5 protein-coding genes are annotated in these 7,725 nt (G+C 70.9%); 3 read left to right on the plus strand and 2 right to left on the minus strand.

Going from position 1 to position 7,725, the window contains the following annotated elements:
* Window positions 1-139 precede the first annotated feature (139 nt).
* Window positions 140-2,185 carry a fructose-specific PTS transporter subunit EIIC gene (locus ACGFNI_RS33715; RefSeq protein ID WP_393689248.1) on the minus strand — a complete coding sequence of 682 codons (2,046 nt, stop codon included), beginning with the start codon at window positions 2,183-2,185 and terminating at the stop codon, window positions 140-142.
* Window positions 2,186-2,658: 473 nt separating this feature from the next.
* Here ACGFNI_RS33715 and ahcY point away from each other — a divergent pair, with 473 nt between their 5' ends.
* On the plus strand, window positions 2,659-4,116 hold the full coding sequence (gene ahcY / locus ACGFNI_RS33720; RefSeq protein WP_393689241.1) for an adenosylhomocysteinase: 1,458 nt from the start codon (window positions 2,659-2,661) through the stop codon (window positions 4,114-4,116).
* Between the two features lie 273 nt (window positions 4,117-4,389).
* Complete coding sequence (locus ACGFNI_RS33725) at window positions 4,390-5,004, plus strand: hypothetical protein (protein WP_393689242.1); 615 nt, start codon at window positions 4,390-4,392, stop codon at window positions 5,002-5,004.
* Window positions 5,005-5,157: 153 nt separating this feature from the next.
* On the opposite strand, the gene ACGFNI_RS33730 is transcribed toward ACGFNI_RS33725, so the two are convergent.
* Window positions 5,158-6,096, minus strand: a complete 939-nt coding sequence (locus ACGFNI_RS33730) for an RDD family protein (protein ID WP_393689243.1) — start codon at window positions 6,094-6,096, stop codon at window positions 5,158-5,160.
* 129 nt (window positions 6,097-6,225) lie between these two features.
* On the opposite strand from ACGFNI_RS33730, the gene ACGFNI_RS33735 reads away from it, so the two are divergent.
* Window positions 6,226-7,233, plus strand: a complete 1,008-nt coding sequence (locus ACGFNI_RS33735; RefSeq protein ID WP_393689244.1) for a stage II sporulation protein M — start codon at window positions 6,226-6,228, stop codon at window positions 7,231-7,233.
* The last annotated feature ends 492 nt before the right edge of the window (window positions 7,234-7,725 follow it).

Raw genomic sequence — 7,725 nt, forward strand, 5'->3', positions numbered from 1 at the left:
GAGCGGCAGTCGCCGAGAAGCACCGGGGGAGGCCCCGCACCCAGCGACATGGGGGCGGGGCCTTTCGGTTTTCGGCCTTTCGGCAGCCGGGCGGCGGGCGGCTTCGCGGGCCGGCGACGCCGGTGCCGTGCCGGCCTCCTCAGCGGATCTCGCTGAGGACGGCGAGTACCGCGGCCTCGTCCGGCGCGCTCCCCAGCCGCACACGGAAGTCCGCGTCCATCAGCTTCCGCGACAGCAGCGCCAGGATGCGCAAGTGCTCGTCCCCGGCCGCCGCTTCCGGCACCGCGATCAGGAACACCAGCTTGGCGAGCGTGCCGTCCGGCGACCCCCAGTCGATCCCGTCGGCCGAGCGCGCGAAGCCGACGACCGGAGCCGTCACCGCGTCCGTCTTCGCATGCGGGATCGCTATCTCCTCGCCTAGCCCCGTAGTGCCCTGCGCCTCACGGGCCAGCGCCACCCGGACCAGCTCGCCCACGTCCGCCACCTTCCCGCCGGCCGCCGCCAGTTCGGCCATCTCGCGGATGGCCGCCTCCTTGCCGTCCGCGACGAGCCGGGTCCGCACGGTCCGACGGGTGAGGTAACCGGACAGCACGTCACCGGGCCCGTCCCCGTCCCTGTCCCCGTCCGACCTGCCCGGCCCGGCATCCGGCCCGCCGGGTCCGCTCGGCCCGTCCGGCACCGCATCGGCCGCGCCCGCCCCAGCCGCCGGCCCAGCCATCGCCGGCACCGCCGAACCCGCCACCGGCACGGCCGAACCCGCGGCCGAACCCACCGCCGTACGCCCCTTCCCGCGCTCCGCGAGGTCGGCGATCGTGACCGTGGCCAGCGCCGTGACGACGGAACCGGCGGCGACGGCCATGAAGAACGCCGGCACCCCGCCGACCGCTCCGAGCACCGCCACGATCGGGCCGCCGTGCGGCACCGCATCCGTCACCCCGGCCATCCCGGCGACCGCACCTGCCACCGCGCCGCCCAGCATGTTCGCCGGTATGACCTGACCCGGCCGGGCGGCGGCGAACGGAATGGCGCCCTCGGATATGCCGAAAAGCCCCATGAACAGCGCCGCCATCCCTGTCTCGCGCTCCTGCTGCGCGTACCGGCGCCGACGGATCAGGGTGGCAAGACCCTGACCGAGCGGCATGACCGGGATCGCGGCGGCGCACATGCCCATCACGTTCTGATTGCCGGACGCGATCAGCCCGGCGCCGAACAGGAACGCCGTCTTGTTGACCGGTCCGCCCATGTCGAACGCGATCATCAGGCCGAGGAGCGCCCCGAGCAGGACGGCGCTGGATCCGGTCATCCCGCCGAGCCAGCTCGTCAGATGCTCGAAGATCCACGAGATCGGCCTGCCGATGACGTAGACGAAGAACAGCCCGAGCGCCGTCGTCGCCACGATCGGGATCACGATGATCGGCATGATCGGCTGGACGAACTTCGGCACCTTCGCCTTCTTGATCCAGACGACCAGATATCCGGCCAGGAACCCCGTCACGATCGCGCCGATGAAGCCCGCGCCCGCCTTGGAGCCGTACAGCGCACCGGTGTTGGCCACCCAGCCGCCGATCATGCCGGGCACCAGCGCCGGCCGGTCGCCGATCGCGTACGCGATATAGCCGGACAGGACCGGGACCATCAGCGTGAAGCCGATCGTCCCGATGTCGTTGACGTGCTTCCAGAACGACCCGTCCGGGATCACCAGCCCGCCCGACGGGTTGGCGTGGCCGCCGAGCGCCAGCGAGACGGCGATCAGCAGACCGCCGACCACGACGAACGGAATCATGTAACTGACCCCGTTCATCAGCGCCTTGTACACGACGCTGCGCTCCTTGCCGCCGCTCGTGCCGCCAGGACCCGCACCGCCGGGCGCCGCCCTGCCGTCCCCCTCGCCCCGGTACACCGGCGCGTGCCGCACCCGCTCGATCAGCTCCTCGGGATGACGGATGCCATCGGCCACCCCCACCGCCAGCACCCGCTTGCCGATGAAGCGGCTGCGGTCGACGTCCTTGTCGGCCGCGATGATGACGCCGTCAGCGTGTCTGACATCGTTGTCGGACAGTACGTTCTCGGCCCCGATCGAGCCTTGGGTCTCCACCTTGATCGCGTGGCCTAGCGCCGTGGCTGCCTGAGTGAGTTTCTCGGCGGCCATGTACGTGTGGGCGATTCCGGTCGGGCAGGCGGTCACGGCGAGCAGCTTCAGCACTCGCCCGTCGCTCCCCGCTTCCTCGGAGGAAGCTGCTGGACTGGTGGTCACGTGGTTCTCCTCACGAACGAACGCGCGAGGCCGCGCAGATGCGCTCGCGCTCCCGGCATCCTGCAACACCTGCGGCCCCGGGCAAAGAGCCGGACACCACGGGCACCGGCACCACCGGAACGAGGGGGCGAGCGCCCGTCCCGCACGCACCCGAGCGCACAGAACCAGCCGACGCGGGCTGGGGTCGCCGGGCCTATCGGTGTAGATTCGTGCCCAGTGCCAGACGTCGCTGCTGATGGCGGTCGGGCGGCCCGCACCGCGGACCGGCCGAGGGAGAGAGGGCCTCCGACGGACTGCGCTGCGGCCAGGGGGAGAGGTGTGTCCGCTTCCGCGTACGCTCCTGCCTGCCCGCGCCGCAGACTGCCCAGCCCGATATCCACCTCGACCCTCGAGGAGCAGCCCGTATGACGACAGCAGCCACCGGCCAGGACTTCAAGGTCGCCGACCTGTCCCTCGCCGCCTTCGGCCGCAAGGAGATCACCCTCGCCGAGCACGAGATGCCCGGCCTGATGGCGATCCGCAAGGAGTACGCCGCCGCCCAGCCGCTGGCCGGCGCCCGTGTCACCGGCTCCCTGCACATGACCGTGCAGACCGCCGTGCTCATCGAGACCCTGGTCGCCCTGGGCGCCGAGGTCCGCTGGGCCTCCTGCAACATCTTCTCCACCCAGGACCACGCAGCCGCGGCCATCGCCGTCGGCCCGAACGGCACCCCCGACAGCCCGCAGGGCATCCCGGTCTTCGCCTGGAAGGGCGAGAGCCTGGAGGAGTACTGGTGGTGCACGGAGCAGGCGCTGACCTGGCCCAACTCGCCCACCGGCGGCCCGAACATGATCCTGGACGACGGTGGCGACGCCACCCTCCTCGTCCACAAGGGCGTCGAGTACGAGAAGGTCGGCAAGGTCCCCGCGATCGAGACCGCGGAGAGCGATGAGCACCGCGCCATCCTCGAACTGCTCACCCGTACGGTGGCCGAGGCCCCGCAGAAGTGGACCCGCCTCGCCTCCGAGATCCGCGGCGTGACCGAGGAGACCACCACCGGCGTTCACCGCCTGTACGAGATGCACCGCGACGGCGTGCTCCTCTTCCCGGCGATCAACGTCAACGACGCCGTCACCAAGTCGAAGTTCGACAACAAGTACGGCTGCCGCCACTCCCTGATCGACGGCATCAACCGCGCCACCGACGTGCTCATCGGCGGCAAGACCGCCGTGGTGTGCGGTTACGGCGACGTCGGCAAGGGCTGCGCGGAGTCGCTCCGCGGCCAGGGCGCCCGCGTGATCATCACCGAGATCGACCCGATCTGCGCCCTCCAGGCGGCGATGGACGGTTACCAGGTCGCCACGCTCGAAGACGTCGTCGAGACCGCCGACATCTTCGTCACCACGACCGGCAACAAGGACATCATCATGGCCTCCGACATGGCCCGGATGAAGCACCAGGCGATCGTCGGCAACATCGGCCACTTCGACAACGAGATCGACATGGCCGGCCTGGCGAAGCTCGACGGCATCGTCAGGGATGAGGTCAAGCCGCAGGTCCACACCTGGACCCACCCGGACGGCAAGGTCCTGATCGTGCTGTCCGAGGGCCGTCTGCTGAACCTCGGCAACGCCACCGGCCACCCGTCGTTCGTGATGTCGAACTCCTTCGCGGACCAGACCCTGGCCCAGATCGAGCTCTTCACCAAGCAGGAGGAGTACCCGACCGACGTCTACGTCCTGCCCAAGCACCTGGACGAGAAGGTCGCCCGCCTCCACCTCGCCGCGCTCGGCGTCAGGCTCACCGAGCTGCGTCCCGAGCAGGCCGCCTACATCGGCGTCCAGGTCGAGGGCCCGTACAAGCCGGACCACTACCGCTACTGAGCCGCGACTGAGTCGTCTCAGCAGCCGGTGAATCCAGGCCCTCGCCGCCCGCGGCGAGGGCCTGGCCCGTACCGGGCCGCCCTCCTCCGCACCGCCCCCGGCCCGCACACCCCGCGCCACCGCCCGGAACCCACCGGCCACACCCGCCGGCACAGCCCCGCACCACCGCCGCACCGCCACCGGACGGCGCCGAGCCCCGCGCACCCCCGCGCCCCCGGGCCACCGGGGACGCGCGCACCAGATCCCCCGTACGGCACCGCCAGAAGGACCCCCATGCCCCGCGGCCATTACTCCCTGCACGATCCGCACGACCACACCCCCCTCGGTGAAGAGCACTTCCACTGCGCCCCCGGCCCCTCCGGCTGGCGCTACGTCTCCCAGATCACGTCCCCCTCCGGAGACCACGCGGGCTCCGTCGACCTCACCCTCGACGCGCTCGGCCGCCCGATCCGCCTCGAACTCCACGCCTCCGCCTGGCAGGTACGCGGCGCCGCACTCGACGGCGTCACCTGGGTGCGTACCGACCCCACCGGCGAACACGCCACCGAAGGCAACGTCCCCGCGCACGCTTTCACCGGCACGTCCCCCGCCTTCCTCATCGCCACGGCCCGTCTGCTGCGTCCCGCCCCCGGCGCCGGAGCCGTCCGCACCCGGCTCGTCGCCTTCACACCCCCCGTCCTCGCCCCCCGCACCCTCGATCAGTCCTGGGCTCTGGTGTCCAGCACAGCACACGCCACTGACAACGCCCCGCTGATCGACGACGAATACCAGGTCAACGACCTGGAGACCGGTGAACAGCACACCGTGCACATCGCCGGCGACGTCGTCCTCTCGGCTCCCGGCATCGAACTCGAATCCCTCGAATCCCCGCCGTCGACCTTCGACTGAACCCGGCGAAACAGGACACGGCGCACCGCCGCACGGCCCCGCACCGGTCGCCCTCGCCCCAACTCCCCGCCCCCACCGCGGCGTTCACCGCCGAAACACAGCCACGACAAGGCGGCGTCGGGCCCGCCCCGCCGCCCCTCGCCCGACCGCGTCTCACACCGGCGGCACGAACCCCGTACGCGACGCCCCTTCGCCGCTGCCACCGCCACCGGGGCTCCGGCCCTCCGCCCACCCCGGCTTCCCCACATCCGCCCCGGCACCCGGGACCACCGGGCCCTCGCCCTCGCCCGCCCCACCGGGAACAGCGACACCATTCAGCACAGCGCCCGGCGCCCCCAACGGAGCCCCGAACGCCCGCTGCGCCTCCCGCGACTGCCGCTCACCGACCACCGCGGCCAAGTACGCCGCCGGATACACCCCCTGCGGCACCGACACCCCGGTGAATCCCCGCAGATCCTCCGCGAGCCGCCCCGCCATCGCCCCGCCGACCTGTGGATCCAGCTGTCCCATCCGCGCCAGGAACTGCCGCACGGTCAGCCACCACCCGTCCGGCACCCGGGAAAGATCGAGCGCCCCCAGCTCCCCGGCCAACCACGGGGGAGGCGGCGGAAACGCCACCGCCTGACGCGCCGCGGGCAGCCGCTCCCGCACGACCAGCGTCCCCGCGAAAACGTCCCCCAGCCGGCGCCCGCGCGCCGACACCAGGGAGGCGATGCACGCCACGGCCCCCATGGTCAGCACGATCTCGATGGCACCCATGGCCCCGCGTACCAGCGCGTGCCGGAACCGGATGGGCCCGCCGTCCTCCCGCAGCACCCGCAGCCCGCACATCAGCTTCCCCAGCGAGCGGCCATGGCTCAGCGTCTCGATGACGATCGGTATCCCGATCTGCACCAGGACGAACGTCGCCACCGCGACCGCCGCGACCGCCGCCGCGTCCATCGAGGAAGTCCCGCTCATCAACAGCAGCGACACCACGATGTACGTCCCCCAGGACACCGCGAGGTCGACGACCACAGCCAGTGCCCGGCTCGGCAGCCTGGCCGGCCGCAGCCCCAGCACCACCGCCTCACCCGTCACCAATTCACTCACGCGCGCCCCACTCCCTCTACTCCCTCTCGCGCTCGGTCCCCGCACCCCCGCCCACCCCACGCCGGGTGCCGCCAGTCTGCCAAGCTGACCGCGCCCCCCATCTCACGGCGCTGCGAGGAGCGACACCGTATGGACCTCGATGTCTTCGTCTCGGCCCACGGCGCCGAATGGGACCGCCTCGAAGCACTTCTGCGCCGCAAACGCCGCCTCACCGGCACCGAGGCCGACGAACTCGTCACCCTCTACCAGCGCGCCACCACCCACCTCTCGCTGCTCCGCTCCAGCGCCCCCGACCCCGCACTCATCGGCCGCCTCACCTCATTGGTGGCCCGCGCCCGCAGCGCCGTCACGGGCGCTCGCAAGGCATCGTGGCGCGACGCGGCCCGCTTCTTCACCACCGCGTTCCCGGCGGCGGTCTACCGCCTGCGCCACTGGTGGATCCCCACGGCGATCCTCTCCACCGCACTCGCCGTCCTCCTGGGCTGGTGGATAGCCGCCCACCCGGAGGTGCAGGCCACCATCGGCGCTCCCGACGACCTCCGCGCCATGACCCGCCCCGGCGGCGAGTACGAGACGTACTACTCCAGCCACCCGGCCGCATCCTTCGCCGCCCAGGTATGGACGAACAACGCCCAAGCCGTGGCCCTCTGCCTGGTACTCGGCGGCTTCGCCGGCATCCCGGTCCTGTGGATCCTCTTCCAGAACATGCTCAACCTGGGCGCCGGCATCGGCCTGATGTCATCGGCGGGCCGCCTCGACACCTTCCTCGGGCTGATCCTGCCGCACGGCCTCCTCGAACTGACCGCCGTCTTCATCGCGGCCGGCATCGGCCTCCGCCTGGGCTGGACGCTCGTCGACCCGGGCCCGCGCACCCGCCGCACCGCCCTGGCCGAGGAGGGCCGCTCCGCCTTGGGAGTCGCGGTCGGACTCGCTGCGGTGCTCTTCGTCTCGGGCGCCCTGGAAGGCTTCGTCACCCCCTCCGGCCTCCCCACCTGGGCCCGCATCGGCACAGGCGTCGCCGCCGAGCTCGCCTTCCTCCTCTACGTCTACGTCCTGGGCGGGCGCGCGGTACGCGCGGGGGAGACCGGCGACGTCGAGACCACCGACCGCGAAACCCAGGTGCCGACCGCGGCCTGATGTGCATCGGCCCCCGCTGACCTGCTAATCTCCTCTTCGCCCCAAGTAACCCGTTGACACGGGTCATGAGGGGAGGTAGATTCGAACGGTTGCGACGAACTGGACAGGTTCGACTGCGACGGTTAGTCTCATATCCGCTTCAGCCGGAATCTCAATTCGGCGAAGCCATCCGATCACTTAGCAGGAGAATCCGACCGATTCACTCGGCCAAATTACTTCTGATAAAGTTCGGATCAGCCGAAAGGCAAAATCCCCTCCGACGGGGAATCGGAAACGAATTCGGACCGGCAACGGCGAGAGTCGGATCTGATAGAGTCGGAAAGGCCGGAAAGCGAAAGCCGGAAGGCCAACCCCGCTCCAACAGGGGGCCGGAGACGGAAACGGATCTGGTAGAGTCGGAAACGCGAAAAGGCCGAAAGGCCGGATCGCATCGGCGAAAATCAGGACCGCGAGGATCTGATAGAGTCGGAAACGCAAGACCGAAGGGAAGCG

It is taken from the genome of Streptomyces sp. NPDC048644, assembly GCF_043199105.1.
GTDB lineage: Bacteria > Actinomycetota > Actinomycetes > Streptomycetales > Streptomycetaceae > Streptomyces.

Bases quoted from the DNA above. Each gene is read 5' to 3' on its own strand.
- ahcY (WP_393689241.1), top strand. From the start codon at position 2,659: ATGACGACAGCAGCCACCGGCCAGGACTTCAAGGTCGCCGACCTGTCC.
- ACGFNI_RS33725 (WP_393689242.1), top strand. From the start codon at position 4,390: ATGCCCCGCGGCCATTACTCCCTGCACGATCCGCACGACCACACCCCC.
- ACGFNI_RS33735 (WP_393689244.1), top strand. From the start codon at position 6,226: ATGGACCTCGATGTCTTCGTCTCGGCCCACGGCGCCGAATGGGACCGC.